19 protein-coding genes are annotated in these 19,114 nt (G+C 34.9%); 13 read left to right on the top strand and 6 right to left on the bottom strand.

Annotated elements, in window-relative coordinates; translation table 11 throughout:
- The first annotated feature begins 40 nt into the window (after positions 1-40).
- Entirely contained in the window at positions 41-2,794 is a 2,754-nt protein-coding gene (locus ES765_RS10375) for a TonB-dependent receptor (RefSeq protein WP_249356326.1), read from the top strand.
- Positions 2,795-3,461: 667 nt separating this feature from the next.
- On the opposite strand, the gene ES765_RS10370 is transcribed toward ES765_RS10375, so the two are convergent.
- Positions 3,462-3,812, bottom strand: a complete 351-nt coding sequence (locus tag ES765_RS10370; RefSeq protein ID WP_138113915.1) for a 4Fe-4S dicluster domain-containing protein — start codon at positions 3,810-3,812, stop codon at positions 3,462-3,464.
- 89 nt (positions 3,813-3,901) lie between these two features.
- Here ES765_RS10370 and ES765_RS10365 point away from each other — a divergent pair, with 89 nt between their 5' ends.
- From ES765_RS10365 to ES765_RS10330, 8 genes are all read left to right on the top strand, one after another.
- Positions 3,902-4,966, top strand: a complete 1,065-nt coding sequence (locus ES765_RS10365) for an acyl-CoA reductase (protein ID WP_138113913.1) — start codon at positions 3,902-3,904, stop codon at positions 4,964-4,966.
- Positions 4,967-5,038: 72 nt separating this feature from the next.
- On the top strand, positions 5,039-6,103 hold the full coding sequence (gene serC, locus ES765_RS10360) for a 3-phosphoserine/phosphohydroxythreonine transaminase (protein WP_138113911.1): 1,065 nt from the start codon (positions 5,039-5,041) through the stop codon (positions 6,101-6,103).
- A 63-nt stretch (positions 6,104-6,166) separates the two neighbouring features.
- The gene (locus tag ES765_RS10355) at positions 6,167-7,117 is read left to right on the top strand and encodes a D-2-hydroxyacid dehydrogenase (RefSeq protein WP_138113909.1); all 951 of its coding nucleotides are present in this window, start codon (positions 6,167-6,169) and stop codon (positions 7,115-7,117) included.
- A 68-nt stretch (positions 7,118-7,185) separates the two neighbouring features.
- Positions 7,186-7,818, top strand: a complete 633-nt coding sequence (locus ES765_RS10350; RefSeq protein ID WP_138113907.1) for a DUF937 domain-containing protein — start codon at positions 7,186-7,188, stop codon at positions 7,816-7,818.
- Between the two features lie 65 nt (positions 7,819-7,883).
- Positions 7,884-8,348 (top strand): DUF6146 family protein, encoded by a 465-nt coding sequence (locus tag ES765_RS10345; protein ID WP_138113905.1) that lies wholly within the window; start codon positions 7,884-7,886, stop codon positions 8,346-8,348.
- A 30-nt stretch (positions 8,349-8,378) separates the two neighbouring features.
- Entirely contained in the window at positions 8,379-8,696 is a 318-nt protein-coding gene (locus ES765_RS10340) for a DUF6787 family protein (RefSeq protein ID WP_138113903.1), read from the top strand.
- Positions 8,697-8,749: 53 nt separating this feature from the next.
- Complete coding sequence (locus ES765_RS10335; RefSeq protein WP_138113901.1) at positions 8,750-9,079, top strand: hypothetical protein; 330 nt, start codon at positions 8,750-8,752, stop codon at positions 9,077-9,079.
- A 50-nt stretch (positions 9,080-9,129) separates the two neighbouring features.
- Complete coding sequence (locus ES765_RS10330) at positions 9,130-11,370, top strand: TonB-dependent receptor (protein WP_138113899.1); 2,241 nt, start codon at positions 9,130-9,132, stop codon at positions 11,368-11,370.
- A gap of 76 nt (positions 11,371-11,446) precedes the next feature.
- On the opposite strand, the gene ES765_RS10325 is transcribed toward ES765_RS10330, so the two are convergent.
- The 4 genes from ES765_RS10325 to folE all read right to left on the bottom strand — a co-directional run bounded on the left by ES765_RS10325 (position 11,447) and on the right by folE (position 14,147).
- Positions 11,447-11,890, bottom strand: coding sequence for a monoheme cytochrome C (locus ES765_RS10325; RefSeq protein WP_138113897.1), 444 nt, complete (start codon positions 11,888-11,890; stop codon positions 11,447-11,449).
- Positions 11,890-13,110: a sulfite oxidase gene (locus tag ES765_RS10320; protein ID WP_138113895.1), complete on the bottom strand. Its 1,221-nt coding sequence runs from the start codon at positions 13,108-13,110 to the stop codon at positions 11,890-11,892. The genes ES765_RS10325 and ES765_RS10320 overlap by 1 nt, the downstream gene beginning before the upstream one ends.
- A 54-nt stretch (positions 13,111-13,164) precedes the next feature.
- A complete protein-coding gene (locus ES765_RS10315) occupies positions 13,165-13,464 on the bottom strand; it encodes a hypothetical protein (RefSeq protein WP_138113893.1) in 300 nt (99 codons plus the stop codon).
- 83 nt (positions 13,465-13,547) lie between these two features.
- Entirely contained in the window at positions 13,548-14,147 is a 600-nt protein-coding gene (gene folE, locus ES765_RS10310) for a GTP cyclohydrolase I FolE (RefSeq protein ID WP_138113890.1), read from the bottom strand.
- 187 nt (positions 14,148-14,334) lie between these two features.
- On the opposite strand from folE, the gene ES765_RS10305 reads away from it, so the two are divergent.
- Genes ES765_RS10305 through ES765_RS10295 form a run of 3 tightly spaced genes read left to right on the top strand, consistent with a single transcriptional unit; the run spans position 14,335 to position 16,345 of the window.
- A complete protein-coding gene (locus tag ES765_RS10305) occupies positions 14,335-15,015 on the top strand; it encodes an ABC transporter ATP-binding protein (protein WP_138113888.1) in 681 nt (226 codons plus the stop codon).
- Positions 15,016-15,026: 11 nt separating this feature from the next.
- Positions 15,027-15,584 carry a CPBP family intramembrane glutamic endopeptidase gene (locus ES765_RS10300; protein ID WP_138113886.1) on the top strand — a complete coding sequence of 186 codons (558 nt, stop codon included), beginning with the start codon at positions 15,027-15,029 and terminating at the stop codon, positions 15,582-15,584.
- Positions 15,581-16,345 (top strand): TIGR02757 family protein, encoded by a 765-nt coding sequence (locus ES765_RS10295; protein ID WP_138113884.1) that lies wholly within the window; start codon positions 15,581-15,583, stop codon positions 16,343-16,345. The genes ES765_RS10300 and ES765_RS10295 overlap by 4 nt, the downstream gene beginning before the upstream one ends.
- A 466-nt stretch (positions 16,346-16,811) precedes the next feature.
- On the opposite strand, the gene ES765_RS10290 is transcribed toward ES765_RS10295, so the two are convergent.
- Complete coding sequence (locus tag ES765_RS10290; protein ID WP_138113882.1) at positions 16,812-17,402, bottom strand: fasciclin domain-containing protein; 591 nt, start codon at positions 17,400-17,402, stop codon at positions 16,812-16,814.
- 220 nt (positions 17,403-17,622) lie between these two features.
- On the opposite strand from ES765_RS10290, the gene ES765_RS10285 reads away from it, so the two are divergent.
- Positions 17,623-19,107, top strand: a complete 1,485-nt coding sequence (locus ES765_RS10285; protein ID WP_138113880.1) for a S10 family peptidase — start codon at positions 17,623-17,625, stop codon at positions 19,105-19,107.
- Positions 19,108-19,114 lie beyond the last annotated feature (7 nt).

The following is a 19,114-nucleotide window of genomic DNA, read 5'->3' as shown; positions in this document are numbered from 1 at the left end:
TCAAAATAGTGTTGCCGGTAAAATCACAGATGCTTCTGGAATGCCCTTAGCAGGTGTAAATATTGTAGAAAAAGGAACAACTAACGGTACTACTTCAGATTTTGATGGAAATTATTCCATAAATGTTACTGATAACACAAAATTGGTGTTTAGTTACATAGGTTTCGCTACGCAAGAAGTATCTACTGCTGGAAAAACTACTATTAACGTACAATTATCTGAAGGAATGCAATTAGACGAGTTTATTGTAGTTGGTTCTCGTACGGCACCTAGAAGTAATACAGATTCTCCTTTACCTGTAGATGTTATTGGCGCAAAAGACTTGACTTCTACAGGACAAATGACCTTTGATAAGGCATTACAGTACAGGATTCCATCTTTTAACACGGTACAAACGCCGGTAAACGATGCAACTTCTTTATTAGATCCTTATGAAATTAGAAATATGGGACCTAGTAGAACGTTAATCTTAATCAACGGAAAACGTAAAAACTTAAGTGCACTTTTGTACACACAAACTTCACCAGGTCGTGGTGAAACAGGTGCGGACATTTCTGCCATTCCAACCGATGCCATAAAAAGAGTTGAAATTCTTCGTGACGGTGCTTCTGCCCAATATGGTTCAGATGCTATAGCAGGGGTAATGAACATTATTTTAAAGGATACACCAAATGAAGGTTCTACAACTATTAGAACAGGTATCACCTCAGAAGGTGATGGCGAAATGTTTGGTGTTGCTGTAAACAATGGAAGTACTATTGGTGAAGACAAAGGTTTTATAAACTATACAGTAGATTTATCTAAAGTAAATCTTTCAAACAGACCAGGAACTGTTAGTGCTGAAGGGGAATTTGCAGATTTTGGAGGCACCAGACCAGGTGAAACTTTGACAGATATTCAATCTTTTCTACAAAGACGTCCAGATGCCGGAAACATTAATGGTTCTCCCGAAACAGCCGCTGCTAAATTCTCTGTAAACCTTGGCTATGATCTTAGTGAAAACACACAACTGTATGCTAATGCTGCATATGTTTATAAAAGCGTAAATAGTTTCGCCAACTACAGAACTCCATATTGGAGAGATATTCAAGATTTTCCATATTTAGCAGATTTCTTTCCTAATGGACCTAATGGTCAATATGATGGTTATGTACCCACCTTTGAGGGTTTATTAAGTGATTACAATGGTACAGTTGGTTTTAAATCAACTATTAATGATTGGAATATTGACGCTAGTTTTACTACCGGTGGAAATACACAAACATATAAAGTAAATCAAACACATAATAGGAATACAGTATTTGTACCGGCATTTAATGATGCCAATGGCAATGGTATTGCTGATCCAGATGAAGGTTTTGAACCAAGTGAACTATATAGAGAAAACAGTCAGCAATCTTTCGATCCAGGAGGAACTAAGTTTACCCACAACGTAGGCAACATTGATATTTCAAGAATACTTTCTGATAAAATTAGTATTGGTGTAGGCGCAGAGTTTAGAACAGAAACTTTTGAAGTTATTGAAGGGGAATTAGCATCGTATGATGGTGGTGGAGCTGATTCATTTTCTGGAAACGCACCTCAAAACTCAGGAAAATTTAACCGTTATAATATTGGGGGCTATTTTAGCTTAGATTACGATGTATCAGACGCATTCTTATTGAGCGGTACTATTAGGACAGAAAACTACTCTGATTTTGGAAATGCTTTTGTTTATAAATTTAGCTCACGTTATAAAGTGAGTGATGAATTTACGTTAAGAGGATCTATTTCTTCTGGTTTTAGAGCTCCTACCTTACATCAAATTTATACACAGAAAGCACAATATAGCTTTGTACCTGGAGAAGGCATACAAGTAGGTGGTTTAATTAATAATGTTTCTACGCAGGCTAAATTATTAGGTATTGATCCGCTTGATTCTGAAACATCGAATAACTTTACTGTTGGCTTTGGTGGAAAAATTTCAAATAAATTTAGCTATACTTTCGATTATTATAGTATTGCCGTAAAAGACCGTATTGTATTAGGTACTGAAATAGGAGCAAGTGGTGATGCAACCAATCCATTAGATATTATTTTAGCAGAAAACAACCTAAGCGATGTTAGTTTCTTTTCAAATGCTATTGACACCAAAACATCTGGTATTGATGTTGTACTTGCATACAAAGGCATTGAGCTTGGTGAGGGTGATTTAAATTTGAATTTATCTGGAAACTATACGATTCAAAACGAGCGTGATGGTGCTGTGAAAAATTCCGCTTTAATAGAAGCGTCTGGTCAATCAGTAGTAAACGCAACACAAGAAGGTCTTTTCTTTACCTCTCGCCCACAAACTAAGTGGATTCTAGGGGCAAATTATGATATAGGTAAATTCGGACTTTCCTTGAATAATACATTTTTCGGTAAAACTGCTTTTGCAAACGATGGTCTTCAAGATTTAGAAAAAAGATTCATTAATGCTGCAGATATTCCTGCTGGACAAGCTGAAGACGGAGGATGGGATTTAAGAACTGAATTCATACCTAAAACTGTAACTGATTTAGGCGTGAACTACTCCGCTAGCGATAAACTTACCATCGCTTTAAACATTAACAACATATTTAATGTTTTACCAGAATGGAAATTTGTTGATGCAACAGCAACTGGACAAGCAGTACTCGATGGAGCAGAGGTTACGAACTCTCCTTCAAATCTAATCTCATTTAACCAGCGGTACTCTCAAATGACGTACGATGGATATCATTTTAGCCAATTAGGAACAATGTTTAACTTATCGTTAAACTATAAATTCTAATATAAAATTATTTTAATTGATAAAAGCTACCAAAATTTTGGTAGCTTTTTTTGTGCTATAACCGAGTTATATGGTAAAAACCTTGCCTGGGCTTACAATGATATGAACGAAGGTTATATAGATGCTAAAGCTAAATATAGTTGCTACAGGGTACTATATCAAGGCGATAATCTTACTAAAATATTAGAAATTACTTGCGGCAAAACAGGCAATTTGCCTAAATCATTTACTTCAAGCTTTTGTAGTCATGTTGGTCTGTGTTTTTCCAAGTAATACTCTATTTTAATTGAAAACATTTTAGCCTTAGAACTTCATTTAAAAGCATAAACGTAGTTTAAGTTTTGTTAAACAGTTTTTCACGATACTCATGAACAGTCGATTAAGTAGCTTATAATGGAATACTATATGAGAAGGACTCCTTTTGTATTAAAAAAAAACAAAAGACACATCATATAATAAACTTAAATTAAGCTCATTATAATGATTATAAGATTCCAATATATTTGCTTTCGGACAGGATTCAATGCTGTTTAGAGCCTTTACACCACAAGGAATTAAAACAGCCTTAATGTAGTCTGAATTTCAAATTCTGACAATGTATAGATAAATCAACATTAGCTTTGAAGCAAATGTATATGTCTGTAGTAAAAAATCGCGTTAAAAATACCTATTCAGGGTGCATAAAGCGTTGCTTGGCTAAAAGAACCTCTTCAGACTCTACATGGTCATCATCAGGCACACAACAATCTACTGGGCAAACAGCTGCACATTGAGGCTCTTCGTGAAAGCCCACGCACTCCGTACACTTATCTGGTGAAATATAATAAACTTCATCACTAATCGGTTCTTGAACATCATTTGCATCAACCGCCTTTCCATTTGGCAACACAACATTCCCCTCTAATGAGGTTCCATCACTGTAACGCCATTCATCTGCCCCTTCATATATTGCGGTATTTGGACACTCTGGCTCACAAGCCCCACAATTTATACACTCATCCGTTATTATAATCGCCATAATTTCTTCTTCATTAAAATGCCCAAAAAAGAACGGGCATGCTTATTTTTGCACAAAGGTAATTCCTAGTGAATTAGTATACAAATATAATGAGCCATCACGACCTTACAGTAAAAGCTTTTGTTAAACTTGGTGATTTTCTAAGAACATTTTGTGAATTTATCAATTCGGATAATGACTCTGAAAACACAGACAATACATGGTTAGCTACATTCAAATCTGAAATTGAAATGGCCCATCATTATAATGGATGGTTCACCAAAGAGAATTGCATTCATGCTTTTCAAGAATGGGGCAATATCTTAACTAGGGAGAACTTAGAAGATTGGTTGAAAAACTACGACCTACGTGTAAATAACGAAAAGGTTGTAGCGCTAATAATGGCAGGTAATATTCCACTAGTGGGCTTTCATGATCTTTTATCCGTTTTGATTACTGGTAACAGGGCATTAGTAAAGCTATCTAGCAGTGATCAAAAATTAATTCCTCTACTTATTAATTACGTGAAGACTATAGAACCCTACCTTGAAGATAGAATAGTTTTTACAAAAGAAAAATTAGGCCATTATGATGCAGTGATTGCTACGGGAAGTAATAATACGGCAAGATATTTTGAATACTATTTCGGTAAGAAACCTAATATTATCAGAAAAAGCAGAAATTCTGTAGCGGTATTGAATGGCACAGAAACTAAAGCCCAATTGACTGCCTTAGGTGAAGATATATTTAGGTATTTTGGTCTTGGATGTAGAAGTGTATCCAAGATTTTTATTCCAGCTAATTATGACATAGATGCTTTTTTCAAAGCGATGTACAGCTACAATGAGATTGTATATCATAATAAATATGCAAATAATTATGATTACAATAAGGCTGTTTATCTAATGAGTGAATTTAAAATACTAGACAATGGCTTTTTGATTTTAAAAGAAGAAAAAAGCTACGCCTCCCCTATTGCCTCTGTATTTTATGAGAACTATGAAGAGGTGTCGGCTTTAAAAACAAAACTAAATTTAGAAAAGGATAAAATTCAATGCATCATTTCTTCTGGATTCATAGAAGGAGAAATTGCATTTGGTCAAACCCAAAAACCATCCCTTAATGATTATGCTGATGGTGTTGATACTGTTGAATTCCTCTTAAGAACCTCATAGAATTAAATATCGTTCAGTATCGCAAATTCTTGAAAAAATCCTGACCTTTGCATCCTTAAATCACAACCAAAAATGAAAAAACATAATTTTAGCGCTGGCCCATGTATATTGCCAAAAGAAGTTTTACTAAAAGCATCTGAAGCTGTTATGGACTTCAATGGTTCTGGTTTATCACTTATAGAAATTTCACATAGAAGTAAAGATTTTGTTGACGTGATGGAAAATGCAAGATCTTTAGTATTAGAACTTCTTGACCTAAAGGATAAAGGGTATCAAGCTCTTTTTCTTCAAGGTGGCGCAAGTTTAGAATTTTTAATGGTAGCCAATAATCTTATGGAAACCAAAGCGGGTTATTTAAATACTGGCACATGGAGTGACAAGGCCATTAAGGAAGCAAAATTATATGGAGAGGTTATTGAAGTTGGCTCTTCAAAAGATAAAAATTTCAATTATATCCCTAAAGGATATTCTGTACCTTCTGGTTTAGACTATTTACATTTAACTTCGAACAATACAATATTCGGAACACAGTTCAAAAAATTCCCCAAATCAGATGCTCCTTTGGTATGTGATATGAGTTCAGACATATTTTCAAGAAATTTAGATTTTTCACAGTTCGATTTGATTTATGCTGGGGCACAAAAAAATATGGGTCCTGCCGGTGCAACCTTGGTTGTAGTTAAGGAAGATATTTTAGGGAAAGTTTCTAGAAAAATTCCTTCTATGTTAGACTACCAGGTGCACATTAGCAAAGAAAGCATGTTCAATACACCTCCTGTTTTCGCTGTATATACGTGTATGTTGACACTTGAATGGCTTAAAAACCTTGGTGGAATTTCTGCCATTGAAGAAATCAATGAAAAGAAGGGTCGATTATTATATTCTGAAATCGACTTGAACCCTGTTTTTAAAGGGTATGCCAATAAAGAAGATCGTTCCCTCATGAATGCAACCTTTAACTTAACAAATGAAAGCCTTAAAACTACGTTTGAAAATTTATTAAAAGAAGCAGGCATAAATGGTTTGAATGGCCATCGATCAGTTGGTGGATATAGAGCTAGCATGTACAATGCACTTTCTTTGGAAAGCGTTGGGGTGTTGGTCGATGTAATGAGTGAAATGGAACAAAAGGGATAAATGAATCAACCGAAACTAGTCGGTGCTATTTATGCTATTTAATAAATATACAAGTAAAGAACTATGACAATTTTAGCTAATGACGGTATTTCCAAAAACGGTATTGATGCTTTGGAAAAGGCTGGAATGGAAGTTTTGACCACTACCGTGGCTCAAGAGCAGTTGGCCAATTTCATAATAGAAAAAAAAGTTACCGCATTGTTGGTTCGTAGCGCTACCAAAGTTAGACAAGATCTAATTGATGCCTGCCCCAATTTAAAACTAATAGGCCGTGGTGGCGTCGGTATGGATAATATTGATGTTGATTATGCCAAAACCAAGGGTATTTTCGTTATAAATACGCCAGCTGCATCATCAGAATCTGTTGCAGAGTTAGTTTTTGCACATCTTTTTGGCGGAGTTAGATTTTTATACGATGCCAATAGAAATATGCCATTGGAAGGCGATTGTAACTTCAAAGAATTAAAAAAATCATATTCAAAAGGAACCGAACTCAGAGGTAAGACTTTGGGCATATTCGGTTTTGGAAATATAGGACAAGCTACTGCTAGACTTGCCATTGGTGCTGGAATGAACGTAGTGTATTGCGATCCAGAGATTGATAAAGCAGCGATTGAACTTTCATTTTTTGATGGGCAGAAGGTAACTTTCGTGTTGGAGAATACCAGTAAGTCCGAATTATTGAAAAGTGCAGATTATATTTCATTACATATACCAGAACAACAAAATTATATTTTAGGAAAAACTGAGTTTTCCCAAATGAAAAAAGGTGTTGGTATTATTAATACTGCTCGTGGCGGAGTTTTAGATGAAGTTGCATTGGTAGAAGCTTTGGAAAACGGAACCGTAGCATTTGCTGGTCTTGATGTGTATGAATCTGAGCCAAAACCAGAGATAAAGATATTAATGCATTCAAGTATATCTCTTTCACCGCATATTGGCGCGGCAACACTTGAAGCACAAGAGCGGATAGGATTAGAATTAGCTGAGCAAATAATTGCACTATTAAAATAAGTAATCAATAGCCATTTTTACTAACTCTTTTTGTACATTTCTGCATAAACACTAAATTAACGATCAAAATGGCAGGATTATTAGATTTATTAAACAGCCCAATGGGCCAACAGTTAATAAGTGGGGTTGCAGGACAAACTAATCAACCAGAAAGCAAAACCGCAGATGTGCTTAGCATGGCAATGCCATTAATTTTAGGTGCAATGAAAAAGAATGTTTCCTCACCTGAAGGAGCACAAGGCTTAATAAGTGCATTATCAAGTAAGCACAATGGAGGTATTCTTGATAATTTAGGCGGTCTTTTTAGTGGTGGTGTTGATGACAATGTTATGGCAGATGGCGCGGATATACTAGGTCATGTTTTTGGAAACAAGCAGCCACAGGTAGAAAATGCATTGAGCCAAAAATCTGGTTTGGATGCTAGTTCTGTCGCACAAATATTAAAAATAGCAGCTCCTATTGTAATGGGCTATCTTGGTAAACAATCAGCACAGAGTAATGTAAGCGATTCTTCAGGTATGAATGCTTTATTAGGAAGTATGCTTGGTGGACAACCACAGGAAAACCAAAGTTTGATTACCACACTTTTAGATGCAGATGGAGACGGAAGCATTTTAGATGACGTTGCTGGTATGGTAATGGGAAGCAATAAGAAAAAAGGTGGACTAGGAGGCTTATTAGGAGGTCTTTTCGGTAAATAAGCGTTTATTCTATTATAACATATGCCGCTTGCAATTACAAGCGGCTTTTTTGTATCTTATATTTTATGAAAAAGCATTATTTGGTCACATATAGCTTAGTAACCATCTGTGCTTTAGCTTTTTTTCTAGTAAATTGTGGCACAGCAAAAGAGACCTTATCTATTTCAAGTGATGAAAAAAAATCTTTTGAACAAGTTGAAGGAGATACCATAACAATATCAAGCGATAAAACAGAATACGAAATTATAATCATTGAACCTGGGTTTAACACGTGGTTGAATTCCATTGCAAAACCTGAAGGGTATTATTCCCAAGGTTTTATGGAAAATAGAAATTATTTAATGGTTATGGAGTGGAACAGAAGGGTTTTGTCGCCTGCACGATATGACTCTAATCTATATATACTCCAAATTGATTTCACTCAAAATATCGATTATGGCTACGAAGTAAATTATAAACTGTATAATTATTTCATCTATTTCCAAAGAAAGCATAATCAACGCTTGGGACCTTTTTTACCACGCATATAAAAAGTATATTTACTAGCTTTAAAAGGTATTATGCAAAGGTTAAAAGAACGTTGGGGTATTTCCAGCAATTTTCAATTAATAATTATTTTCTTCGTATTTTCAATTACAGGTTCTTCCTCGATTTATGTGGCAAAACCATTCTTAACCTTTATAGGGCTACAACAATCAAATTTCCCTGATACTTGGTGGGGCGGTACATTGTATTGGTCACTAAGAATTCTTTTGATTTTTCCATTTTATCAGATACTTTTGGTGATTTATGGTTGGCTACTTGGTCAATTTAAATTCTTTTGGGAATTTGAGAAAAAGATGTTACGAAGAATTGGCTTAGGCTTTCTGCTCAATTAATTTAATAGTTTATTAATAGTTTTTTCCAACATCCATTGGTTAGATTTGCATTAATGAGTTTTGTAAGGAATAAAATTTTAAATCCTCTAGTCGCCATTATTTTATTGGTAGGATTATTAGGACCTTACTTTGTGAAAATTTCGCATGCACTTTATGAACATGAAGAATTACACTGTGCTTCGAAAGACGAATTACACGTTCATGCTGTAGAGTTCAATTGTGATTTTGAACACTATCACCTCTCTACCTTTTTTTACCCAGAATTTAATTATCCTCACTTTTTAGAAGTAACTCCTATTACGAAAGCAATCATTAACAACTACTACTATTTAAGTAAATATCAGCAACTCCACTTTGTATTAAGAGGTCCTCCAACTTGTTAAATAAGTATTACCCGCAAGTTTAAATCTAAATTATCTTAATACAATTTTATATGAAAAATTTTTATATAGCAATGCTATTCGTATTGTTAGGACACTTTATATTCGCTCAAAACAGTTTAGAAGGAACCATTAAAAATCAGGACAATCAAGAACTCTTAGAGCAGGTTTCAATTTATTTCCCACAATTAGAAAAAGGAACGGTTACCAACATTGATGGGGATTACGAAATCAATAACCTACCAACGGGTAAGTTTAAAATCATAATTTCATATATAGGTTTTCAAACGTATTCACAGACTATTCAGCTATCTGATCAAACTACACATCTTTCAATAGAACTTGCGCCCAGTGCCATAGAAATGGAAGAAGTTATTGTTTCAACCCCTTTCCATAAATTACAACGAGAAAATGTAATGAAAGTTGAGCGAACCAGTATTAAAGATTTGAAAAATGCGGGTGCCATTAATCTATCCGAAGGTATAACTAACATACCAGGTGTAGAAAGTGTTACTACCGGAGTAGGAATTGGAAAGCCCGTAATACGCGGTTTGAGTTCGAATAGAGTCTTAACATACACGCAAGGAATACGTTTAGAAAACCAACAATTTGGTGACGAACATGGATTAGGAATCAGTGATGCTGGTATCGAAAGTGTGGAAGTTATTAAAGGCCCGGCTTCTTTATTATACGGTTCGGATGCATTGGGCGGTGTACTTTATCTTAATCCTGAAAAATTTGCGAATTCCAACACTATTGATGGGGATATAAACCTTAATTACTATACCAATACCCAAGGTATAAATGGTAATGCAGGGATAAAAGCTTCTTCAGATAAACTAAAATATTTAGTTCGTCTAGGAGGGAGCTCACATGTAGATTACAAAACAGGAGGTAATGAAAGGGTCACTAATTCTAGGTTCAACGAACAGGACTTGAAAACCGGTTTAGCCTATCAATTAGCTAATTTCAAAACTGAAGTACGGTACAACTACAATAATTCTGACCTAGGCATCCCAGAAGAAATAGGCACTCAAACTACTGACCGCTCCGCTATTGAACCATTTCAAAAAATTACTAGTCATATACTAAGTTCAAAATCAAATCTCTACTTTAAAAATTCTAGCGTACAGGCCATTTTAGGGTATACGAGTAATGACAGAAAAGAATTTGAAGATCATGTTGGAGAAGAAGGCTTAGAGGAGGAAGAAGGAGCAGCTTTAGATATGAAACTTCAAACGCTAAGCTATAACTTTCAATATAACTTAGCGAGAATTGGTGCGGTTGAAACCATTGTAGGGTTGCAAGGCATGAATCAAACCAATAGTAATTATGGTGAAGAGGTATTAATACCTGATGCTACTACAAATGATATCGGGCTTTTGGCAACTTCACATGTACATTTTGAAAAGAGTGACATACAATTAGGGATACGATTCGATAAACGAACTATTAACGGGGATGAGTATGGCATCGTTGGTGAAGATGGCTATATCGCTTCGTTGGGTAGAAATTTTAACAGCTTTAATCTAGCAGCCGGATATAAAATAGATGTACTAAAAAATATTACGACGCGTTTAAATATTGCTTCTGGGTTTAGAGCTCCTAATTTGGCAGAACTAACTTCAAATGGCGTACATGAAGGCACCAATAGGTTTGAAATAGGAAATGTAGATTTAGATAATGAACGAAATGTGCAGGCTGACCTATCCTTAGAGTTTAAAAAAGAACATTTTGAGTTTTATTTAAACGGGTTTTATAATTCCATTTCAAACTACATTTACTTAGAACCCAATGGTACAATGGTCGACGGTAATAGTGTTTTTCTTTACTTACAACAAGATGCTAATTTGTATGGCGGTGAAGCTGGACTTCATTACCACCCTCACCCTTTAGATTGGTTGCATTTGGAAAGTAATTTTTCATCCGTTACTGGAGATTTAAAAAATGGCAGGAATCTACCTTTGATACCAGCTAATAATTGGGCAAATACGGTACGTGTTGAATTTACTAAAATAAATCAAAACCTAAACAACGGTTATGGTTTCCTAACATTTAAATCATATTTCGCACAAACTAGGGTTAGTGATTTTGAAACACCTACCGGTGCCTATTCATTACTAAATTTAGGATTTGGTGCCACATTCTCAATTTCTAACCAGCCTATTGATATTAAGGTAAGTGCGAATAACATTTTGAATAAAGAGTATATCTCTCACCTTTCTAGACTTAAATCAGATGGTATTACCAATATTGGAAGAAATATAAATTTAGGAATCAGTTTACCATTATAAGATTAAGCTGAATTGAATTAAAAAGGGCCTCGGGTACAATTGAATTTACTTGGGGCCTTTTTTTAGATGAATTAAATTATTCATTAAGTCTATACCAATCGATATTGGTGAGAGCCTGTCTTCTACCCTTTTCCAATGGAGGATAATTCTTGACAAGGTAATTCACAATCACTTTTTGATTCGCTCCTAACTCCCATAATCCTTGAGTTTTTTGCATCCACCGTATGGTTGAATTCCATTGCTCTACTCCCATTCTATTTTGGATAATCAATTTAGAGGAATGGCATGTAGTGCAATTTGTTATAACGGTTTGTAAACCCCCAGCCTCTACCAGTCCGGTTCGAACATGTATACCATCTCTTATTAATTCAGAATCTACTTCAGTTATTTCTACTTGAGATTGATTTGGTCCATAAAAATAAATCGCTAAAGCCCCTAATACAATAAAAGCTATGCAAATTAGTATCAAGACCTTATAAATAGGTTTGAATATTATATCAGTATCTTCTTGTTCTTGCATTAGGTGATTTTTACGGCAATTCTATGACAAGCGTTATTCAAATACCCCTTAGGGTTCCAACCAGGCAATACCATGGGCTGTTTATTTCCCCTAGAATCGGTTGCTCGCGCCCAAATTTCATAGTATCCTTTTTTAGGAAAAGAAACAGTGGCATTAAAATGTTGCCAAGCTAATCGGTTTTTAGGTTCCTGTATATGAGCAGATTTCCAAGAGGATCCAAAATCTATGGAATACTCCAGTTCACTAACTTCATCTTCACCTGCCCATGCGTGACCATTAATTTTCAGTGATTTTCCTTCTTTCAATAGCGCACCAGATTTAGGGTACGTAATTAATGATTTGACGGGCATTGATTCAATAATGCACATTTCTTCTTCAGGAACAGTTTCACCAGGAGCGACAGTTTCACAAGGTACGCGATACGAATTACCGCCCATCTTTTCACCATCGTGTACCTTGTTTCTTATACTAATTGTGTTTAACCATTTCCCAGAAGTCGATGCCGGCCAACCACCAGCAACTAGGCGTAACGGAAAACCATGTACTAAAGGAATAGGCTTTCCGTTCATGGCAAAAGCCAATAGCGTTTCCTCTTGCATCGCCTTAGAAATAGGTACTCCTCTTGAAATGGGTTCTTTAGTTGGGTTATTGCTTAAATGAGTATCCGCAGCGTGGTATGCTATATAAACTGCATCATCTTTTATTCCTGCGTCAGCCAAAACATCTTTTAAACGAACGCCTGTCCACTCCGCACAAGATACTGCTCCAATTGTCCATTGATTTCCTTTTGCTGGCGGGTTAAATTCACTTCTACCATTACCCCCACATTCCAAAGTAAGCTGATATGTGTATTCTTTGAATTTAGTTTTTAAATCGTTAAGGGTATAGGTTTTTGGCGCTACAGCAGACTCTCCATTAATTTCAAGTTGCCATGCTTGTTCATTTATTTCTTCAGGTATAATACCATTGTTGCGAATGAACATAAACTTATTGGGCGTTATTGCATCATTAAGTAAATGTGCCTGCGCCTCCATATTCCATGGCCGATCGTTTAATACGACCATTGCCTCATCTTTGCTAAACAAATCAAATGGATCACTATCTTGTAATGCAACTGGCGTATAGCCAGAAGGTATTAATTCTTTATAAACAATATCAACACCTAATAAGGCAGCCAAACTACCTAAGCTAGATTTTGCAACAAAACTTCTTCTTTTCAAAACACACCCGATTTGCCGTGAAGTTAAGCCTTTTAGAAATAAATTGGAGCGTGCTTAGACCTCAATAGTCTGTCCTTTTTTAGCACCCTTAAATATATAGGTATATAACCACATTAAGGTAAAGGAAGGTATAAGGTCAAAACCTGGAATAATTTCTTCTACAAATGTAAATATACCTGCAGCTTGACCCATCTTACCTTTATACATTCTGGTCATTAGCCAACCAGCCAACGGTGCCCAGACAATATCGGAAAATTCCCCCACAAAAGGTATGGCAAAGGAAAGCATCCCTATACCATCAAATAACAACCCCATAAGAAGTTGTTTATATTTTTTGTTCTTTAAAATTGACATATTGAAAAATTAGTAAATCTTTAATTGGAAAGCAACAAAGATGCCGAAATTTCAAATTATTAATAATAAAGCATTCGTAGTACCTAAGAAAGTTTTGAACTTATCAACTTAAGGAATTCGTTTCTAGTTTCAATCTTTTCAAACTGGCCCCTGAAACCAGAGGTGGTCGTTACCGAATTTTGTTTTTGAATACCACGCATCATCATACACATGTGAGAAGCTTCAATAACCACAGCAACACCTTTAGGTTTCAATGTATTATTAATACACTCTAAAATGTCATGTGTTAATCGCTCTTGTACTTGTAGCCTTCTCGCGAAAACATCTACAACTCTTGGAATTTTACTTAACCCGACTATATGACCATTAGGGATATAAGCAATATGTGCTTTTCCAAAAAATGGCAACATATGGTGTTCACATAAAGAATACAGCTCAATATCTTTTATAATGACCATATCATCATAGGACTCTTTGAACATCGCTCCCTTTAATATTTCCACAGGGTCTTGTTTATACCCTTGAGTTAAAAACAACATGGCTTTCGCAGCACGTTCAGGAGTTTTTACGAGACCCTCTCTAGTCACATCTTCTCCAATCTCATCAATTATAGAAGAATACCTACTTCGCACTTCATCGGTAATTTCAAGATTGTATTCTTCTAAATTTCTATAAGGAGACATATAAAATAATTTACGTTTAACTTAATTGTTTATTTCTTAAACAAATTTAATACTTTATTTTATCAACAGACCTAAATATATCATAAATAGCAAGGGCGAAATTACTCATATTGTATTTTACTATTTCTCTCCTGCTACTTTTTCATTAATTTTGAAGTCAATAATAGCAATCTTATTAAACACCTAGATGATAAAGGCTTCTAACATTCATAAGTATTACGGAAAATTAGAGGTTTTAAAAGGTGTAGACCTTCATATTAAAAAGGGAGAAATAGTTTCTATAGTTGGCGCTTCTGGTGCAGGTAAAACAACTTTATTGCAAATTCTTGGTACTTTAGATGTACAATCAAATAAGACCGACAGCACGTTATTGATTAATAATACTGAAACTACAAACCTTAACGATAAAGAACTTGCCAAGTTTAGAAATAAGCATATTGGTTTTATATTTCAATTTCATCAGTTATTGCCCGAGTTTACTGCATTAGAAAATGTTTGCCTACCTGCATTCATTAAAAAAACACCAAAATTTGATGCTGAAAAGAGGGCTGCAGAGCTTCTAGATTTTTTAGGTCTTTCACATAGATATGACCATAAACCTGCAGAATTATCTGGGGGTGAGCAACAACGTGTTGCAGTTGCACGGGCTTTGATTAACAATCCTTCTATTATTTTTGCCGATGAACCCAGTGGCAATTTAGATTCAGAAAGCGCAGATAATCTTCACAAATTATTTTTTGAATTAAGGGAGAAATTCGGACAAACCTTTGTCATTGTGACCCATAACGAAGAGCTAGCTGAAATGGCCGACCGTAAATTGACCATGGTCGATGGTAAAATTGTAGACAAGGAAATCATCGTGGCATAATTTTAAATAGTATGCTAGAAGAGTTATATGATTTTGCTAAACATCCAGTCTACATACTAGATAAAAATAACAACCTTCAATATAGATTCAGAAAATTAATAAAGTTGCTGGTAATATCACTATGCCTAAGCATACTTTTATTGATGATTGCAAGTACGCTTCAGCACGTATTTCAATTGGAAATGGGCAAACATGCGATTGATGACTTATTTAAAGATAATTCTGCTATTGTAATTTTTATACTTGCTGTTATAGTAGCTCCATTTTTAGAAGAATTACTATTTAGAGGACCTTTATTATTCTTTAAGAATTCAAAATACTTTCCGACCGTATTTTACTCTTTTACCCTCATTTTTGGTTTAATACATCTCAGTAATTTTGAACTATCTACCGAAGTTTGGCTACTTTCACCATTGTTGGTCGCCCCGCAAATAGGCATAGGATTTTTATTAGGTTTTATACGTGTAAAATTTGGACTAGTATGGTCAATGACCATGCATGCATTATATAATTTGATATTGATATTTCCCTTGGTAATATTAAAATTATTAGATATTGAAATAGAATGACAAAGAAAGAACTAAAGGCATTTTTAGACGAAAAAGTTACGTCATATAACAACCCTCAATTTCTAGATACCGATCCAATTCAAATACCACATTTATTTACCCGCAAAGAGGATGTAGAAATTAGTGCTTTTTTAACAGCGACCATTGCATGGGGGAATAGAAAAAGTATCATCAATAATTCACATAAACTAATGGACCTGATGGGTCAAAGTCCCTATGACTTCATAAGCAATCATAGTGAAAAGGATTTAGATACTTTAGCCAATTTCGTTCATAGAACTTTTAATGGAATTGATTTAAAATACTTCATTCAAAGCCTAAAGCATATATATACTCACCATAGAGGATTAGAAGGTATATTCACTGAATATCAAAAAAAGGAAACTTTACAGCCTACCATTTCTAAGTTTAAAGAAGTTTTCTTTGAATTACCTCATGAAATAAGAACTACTAAACATGTTTCAGACCCTCTAAAAGGTTCAGCTGCCAAAAGAATAAATATGTTCTTACGATGGATGGTAAGAGATGCGGCAACCAAGGTTGATTTTGGCCTGTGGAAAAATATAAACCCCGCTAAACTATCGTGCCCATTAGATGTTCATTCGGGAAATGTAGCCCGTAAACTCGGGCTTTTAAAACGAAATCAAAATGATGCAAAGGCGCTGGCCGAGCTAGATGAAAATCTTAGAAAACTAGACCCAATGGATCCCGTTAAATATGATTTTGCTTTATTTGGACTCGGTGTTTTTGAGAAGTTTTAATAACCCTTTTCGATTAGTACATGAGTTCGTATTTCCATAAAAGGAATTAATGCATTTTCCTCTAACTTATGTCATTCGAACGTATGAAAAAAGCAAAGATTAATGTGGCAACTCAAAACCTAGAGCTGCTCCTCATCCTAAATTATAAAAGTTAATTACCTCTTCCATAATTGAAAAAATACTTTAATGCATATATGCTGCTGTAAATACTATCCTACGTGCTATTACTGTTTTGAACATTCCTTTTTTAAATTCTTTTTTAGCTACGACATAAAACCCTCGGCGTATTGTATTGTACCCAAAAGTGCGGTTCTTCCAACTCTCTTAGAACCCAAACTATGAACATTAAGTCGAGTAAAATGTTTCATTTATATTGATTTTTTCTGACTGAAATAGCACACTAGATTAAACAAAAAAACCACTATTTTAAAAATAGTGGTTGTATTTTTCACAATTATGAAATGAACTATGATTTTGGCATTACTACTGAATCTATTGCATGAATAATTCCGTTAGAAGCCATTACATCGGCAATTATTACTGTAGCAGAACCACCATTAACATCCGTCAAAAGAACATTTCCATCCTTTAATGATAAGGTAATCGTTCCACCTTGAATGGTTTCTATATCAAAACGACCATCATTGGTTTGTATAGCATCTATAACGTCTGCTGCATTATAAGCGCCTGCAACAACATGATATGTTAAAATACCTGTTAGCGTTTCTTTACTTTCTGGCTTCACCAAAGTTTCTACAGTTCCTTCTGGTAATTTGGCAAAAGCATCGTTTGTTGGTGCAAAAACCGTAAATGGACCCTTACTGTTCAACGTTTCTACCAAATTAGCAGCCTGTACAGCTGTCACCAAGGTAGAGAACCGCTCATCACCAGCAGCTACACTAACAATAGTTGGCGTTTCCATAACTTCAGCTACAACCTCTTCCGTCTGATTCTCAACATCAATTATTACTTCTTTAACTTCTTTTTTCTGTTCTCCACAGCTTATCAAAGCTATTATTACAACTAGAGAAAATAGGACTATTTTAAAAATTTTCATGTTATTTTATTTTAAGTTCAAACAAAAATAAAAATTATTTAACTAAATATTCATAATAATTGTTTAAAGTTTATTATTATTTATTAAACAAAATATAATTATTAAAATCGTGGTTTAATATTAAAAATTGAAGCTTGTATAAAAGATTATGTCAGCTGTGGCACCTGAGAATACTGGTAAAATTCTTATTTTTGTTGAATAACAGAACCTTAGATAAACTATGAAAAAAATTCTAAAATTTTCTCTTTGTTTGGTAACTACCATTACGCTCGCTCAGTCCAGAGTATTACCAATTGATACCATAATAACAACACAGCATAATGCGACTATAAGCGGCACTACATTTTCTTATACAGCTCAAACAGGTACACAACCAGTATGGGATGAAAATGCCAAACCAATAGCTTCTCTGCATTATACCTATTACACACGAAATAATATAAAAGATCGTGCTGCTAGACCATTATTAATTTCATTTAATGGTGGGCCAGGTTCAGGATCTGTTTGGATGCACTTGGCATATACAGGTCCTAGAATATTAAAAATTGATGATGAAGGATACCCTGTGCAACCTTATGGTGTTAATGAAAATCCACATTCAGTTTTAGACGTTGCTGATATCGTTTATGTAAATCCTGTAAATACAGGGTATAGTAGAACTATTACAGAAAGTGGTAAAGAAGTTGACCGAGAAAAATTCTTCGGTATTAATGCGGATATTAAATATTTGGCAGAGTGGCTCAATACTTTTGTAACAAGAAATAATAGATGGAGATCACCTAAATATATTATTGGAGAGAGTTATGGGGGTACCCGTGTAATGGGGCTTTCATTAGCGTTACAAAACCAACAATGGATGTATTTAAATGGGGTAATCATGGTTTCTCCAGCAGATTATAAGGTGATACAAAATAGCGGACCAGTTGCCGAAGCTCTCAACCTACCTTACTTTACGGCTGCTGCATGGCACCATAAAGTATTACCAAAAGCGCTTCAAGACAAAGACCTATTGGATATTTTACCTGAATCGGAGGCGTATACTATTAATGAATTAATCCCTGCCTTAGCAAAAGGTGGTTTTTTAGATGCATCAGAAAAATCGAAAGTAGCAGATAAAATGGCTTACTATTCAGGTCTTAAACAACGGGATATACTAGAACAAAACCTATCAGTTCCAACTTCATTCTTCTGGAAAAATCTACTTAAAGATAAAAATGGATATACTATTGGTCGACTAGATTCTAGGTACTTAGGCATGGATAGGCAATTGGCAGGTATGCAACCAGACTATAATTCTGAACTTACATCATGGCTTCATAGTTTTACACCTGCAATTAATTACTATTTACAAGAAGAGTTAAATTTTAAAACTGATGTAAAGTATAATATGTTCGGGCCTGTTCACCCATGGAATAATGACAATGATACTACACGTGAAGATTTAAGACAGGCAATGGCACAGAACCCATATTTAAATGTGATGATACAATCTGGGTACTACGATGGCGCCACTACTTATTTTAATGCTAAGTATACCATGTGGCAAGTTGACCCAAGTGGTAGAATGAAAGATAGGTTTAGCTTCAAGGGGTACCGTTCTGGTCACATGATGTATTTAAGGCGAGAAGACCTTAAGACGGCAAATGATGACGTACGTGATTTCATTCTTAGAACAATGGCAAAAGGTAAGAGTGCTAAATATTAGATTATAA

Source organism: Maribacter sp. ACAM166, assembly GCF_005771495.1.
GTDB lineage: Bacteria > Bacteroidota > Bacteroidia > Flavobacteriales > Flavobacteriaceae > Maribacter.
This window is presented reverse-complemented; position numbering and strand designations above follow the sequence as displayed.

Excerpts from the sequence above, each read along its gene's own strand:
- ES765_RS10295 (WP_138113884.1), top strand. The coding sequence starts at position 15,581 with ATGACAAAGAAAGAACTAAAGGCATTTTTAGACGAAAAAGTTACGTCA.
- ES765_RS10340 (WP_138113903.1), top strand. The coding sequence starts at position 8,379 with ATGCAAAGGTTAAAAGAACGTTGGGGTATTTCCAGCAATTTTCAATTA.
- ES765_RS10300 (WP_138113886.1), top strand. The coding sequence starts at position 15,027 with ATGCTAGAAGAGTTATATGATTTTGCTAAACATCCAGTCTACATACTA.
- ES765_RS10305 (WP_138113888.1), top strand. The coding sequence starts at position 14,335 with ATGATAAAGGCTTCTAACATTCATAAGTATTACGGAAAATTAGAGGTT.
- ES765_RS10370 (WP_138113915.1), bottom strand. The coding sequence starts at position 3,812 with ATGGCGATTATAATAACGGATGAGTGTATAAATTGTGGGGCTTGTGAG.
- ES765_RS10345 (WP_138113905.1), top strand. The coding sequence starts at position 7,884 with ATGAAAAAGCATTATTTGGTCACATATAGCTTAGTAACCATCTGTGCT.
- ES765_RS10355 (WP_138113909.1), top strand. The coding sequence starts at position 6,167 with ATGACAATTTTAGCTAATGACGGTATTTCCAAAAACGGTATTGATGCT.
- folE (WP_138113890.1), bottom strand. The coding sequence starts at position 14,147 with ATGTCTCCTTATAGAAATTTAGAAGAATACAATCTTGAAATTACCGAT.
- ES765_RS10330 (WP_138113899.1), top strand. The coding sequence starts at position 9,130 with ATGAAAAATTTTTATATAGCAATGCTATTCGTATTGTTAGGACACTTT.
- ES765_RS10335 (WP_138113901.1), top strand. The coding sequence starts at position 8,750 with ATGAGTTTTGTAAGGAATAAAATTTTAAATCCTCTAGTCGCCATTATT.
- ES765_RS10350 (WP_138113907.1), top strand. The coding sequence starts at position 7,186 with ATGGCAGGATTATTAGATTTATTAAACAGCCCAATGGGCCAACAGTTA.
- ES765_RS10315 (WP_138113893.1), bottom strand. The coding sequence starts at position 13,464 with ATGTCAATTTTAAAGAACAAAAAATATAAACAACTTCTTATGGGGTTG.
- serC (WP_138113911.1), top strand. The coding sequence starts at position 5,039 with ATGAAAAAACATAATTTTAGCGCTGGCCCATGTATATTGCCAAAAGAA.
- ES765_RS10285 (WP_138113880.1), top strand. The coding sequence starts at position 17,623 with ATGAAAAAAATTCTAAAATTTTCTCTTTGTTTGGTAACTACCATTACG.
- ES765_RS10365 (WP_138113913.1), top strand. The coding sequence starts at position 3,902 with ATGAGCCATCACGACCTTACAGTAAAAGCTTTTGTTAAACTTGGTGAT.
- ES765_RS10325 (WP_138113897.1), bottom strand. The coding sequence starts at position 11,890 with ATGCAAGAACAAGAAGATACTGATATAATATTCAAACCTATTTATAAG.
- ES765_RS10290 (WP_138113882.1), bottom strand. The coding sequence starts at position 17,402 with ATGAAAATTTTTAAAATAGTCCTATTTTCTCTAGTTGTAATAATAGCT.
- ES765_RS10375 (WP_249356326.1), top strand. The coding sequence starts at position 41 with ATGCCCTTAGCAGGTGTAAATATTGTAGAAAAAGGAACAACTAACGGT.